The sequence below is a fragment of the Herbaspirillum sp. B65 genome, from assembly GCF_000333555.1.
Classification (GTDB): Bacteria; Pseudomonadota; Gammaproteobacteria; order Burkholderiales; family Burkholderiaceae_D; genus Herbaspirillum; species Herbaspirillum rubrisubalbicans.
In genome coordinates this window covers 1-1,914 of the sequence record NZ_BADI01000636.1, presented here as the reverse complement: position 1 = coordinate 1,914, position 1,914 = coordinate 1, and the positions used below count along the sequence as shown (strand labels likewise).

Below are 1,914 nucleotides of genomic sequence, written 5' to 3'. Positions count from 1 at the left end.
TGAAAGGGCGGACATGAACTGTTGATCAATGAAGTGCCGTGCGAACTGCCTGTGGAGGGCGAGTATCCCTCGCTGTATGAATATTTCTGCAAACTTATCCGCAACCGGGAGTCCGATGTGGACGTCGCACCGCTGCGGCATGTGGCTGATGCGTTCATGCTGGGGGAGCATATCGTCACGGATGCATTCGTTTGATGAGGACATGCGGCCTGGGGTCGCATCGCTTCAACTGACCGGCCCACTTGGGCCGGTTTTTTCTTGTCTGCTCGGGCAGGTGACAAGGCGGACAGCCGTCGAGGCTTGCGAACGGCAGTCACAAACGCCATGCGATTCTGATTGATGACAGCTTTCTTTTGCCTGAATGACTAAGGTCATTCAGGTTTATGTCATTGATGAAATGAGTTCTGGTTTCAAGTTGATACCTTGCTTGTTTTCATGGTCGATGCAGGCTTGGCCCGGCGCATGGCTGGGCTCTTCCCCTTAGGGTAGGTCTTCAGGATTTCTTGGTCATCGTCGTCATCTAGCAGTTGCGAGTTTCAATAGGGAAACATTAGAATGCGTGCCGGTGTGACATCAGGGAGGGACACTTGATGAACACAGGAACTTCGCATGATCCAAGCGCCCCAGGGTCTGGAAAAGCTGCTTTCAGGCTCTCAACCTGCCCGCATTCTGCGGGTGATTTTCCCGAGTAACGACGCCTCTCCATCCAAGCTGCTTGTCAATCAACTTGACGCTAGCGCGGGACTGACACGCATCCATCAAGCTTGGGTGCTTCGCAAGGAGCACTACGACTACGCGGGTGCGTATGGATTCAAAGATCGCCAGGAAGGTGATCTTCTCGCTGCACAGCGCGAGGCAAGCCTGCTGCCAAGTCGCCATTGCTTCAATGCTCGGCGTCACGTGAGTAGCCCCCTGGCTGATACGAAGCGGGATGCGCTGCCATGACGACCAAGGGAGTCATCCTCGAACAGGCAGACAGGTCAGTCACGCGCATCGAGCCACACGGTGGCGGAGCCAATGCAGCCGTCAAGGCAGAGACTGCGGCCGAGAAATCGTTCTGGCAAACAGCCAGTCCCTGGGTGCATGGTGTGCTGGGCGTGGCCAGTTTCGTGCCGGGGTTGTCGGTCGTCACCGGCGCAATCGATGCGGCGATCTATACCGCCGAAGGCGACTACGTTGAAGCGGGGATTGCTGCGGCGAGCATGATACCGGGCGGCAAAGTCGTCACCACCGTAGGTAAGGTTGCCAAGCGCGCGGTTGGCATGGCTAAGGGTGCTGGAACGGCTGCCAGGGTTGGCAAGGGCGCGCATGAAGCAGAAGAACTTGCCAAAGCTGCCAAGACCGCCAAGGAAGCAGAGGAAGCTGCAAGAGTTGCGCGAGAAGCTAAAGTCGCCAAGGAAGCTGCACCTGGCCCCCAACCACCCAAAAAGCCCAAGAAGGACGTCACCGTCAAGGCCCGGCAGTTTAAGGTGCCTTGCTTCCATCCGTATGATAAGAAACAATTCATGCGGTTGAGCAAGGATGACCAAAAGGCGTTTTTGAAGGAAATGGCGGAGCAGCTCAGACGCCAAGAGGAGGCCATCAATAGTTTGACGGCGAGCGAATATGCGATGGCTAGAGATGCGTTTAAGAAAATGAATCGCAATCCGGGGGCTGGCGCGGCGCAGGACAGGCATCGGAAAGATGTCCTTGATCAGATTTCGAAGAGTATTGGCGACAGCCTGCATAAGCAAGGCATGGATGAGGCAAAGGCAGAAAAACAGGCCGAAATTCGTGCAAAAGAACTGATGGGAAAATTAGCTGCACTGCACGAGCCAGACATGGTCGCTGGAGGTTGGATGCAACATAAAACGACGAGTATCGGCCGCGCTGACGTGAACAAGTCAATTGGAGCGAGCTGGAACCCAGCTTACA

3 protein-coding genes are annotated in these 1,914 nt (G+C 55.5%); all 3 read left to right on the top strand.

All coding sequences use genetic code 11. The features are described from left to right. Positions 1-21 precede the first annotated feature (21 nt). Complete coding sequence (locus tag I5W_RS29920; protein WP_374702139.1) at positions 22-195, top strand: hypothetical protein; 174 nt, start codon at positions 22-24, stop codon at positions 193-195. 414 nt (positions 196-609) lie between these two features. Then, entirely contained in the window at positions 610-945 is a 336-nt protein-coding gene (locus I5W_RS29915; RefSeq protein ID WP_083893549.1) for a hypothetical protein, read from the top strand. Beyond that, on the top strand, positions 942-1,914 hold a 973-nt coding region (locus tag I5W_RS29910), incomplete at its 3' end, for a polymorphic toxin type 15 domain-containing protein (protein WP_083893548.1). The genes I5W_RS29915 and I5W_RS29910, both read left to right, overlap by 4 nt.

Bases quoted from the DNA above. Each gene is read 5' to 3' on its own strand.
- I5W_RS29915 (WP_083893549.1), top strand. From the start codon at position 610: ATGATCCAAGCGCCCCAGGGTCTGGAAAAGCTGCTTTCAGGCTCTCAA.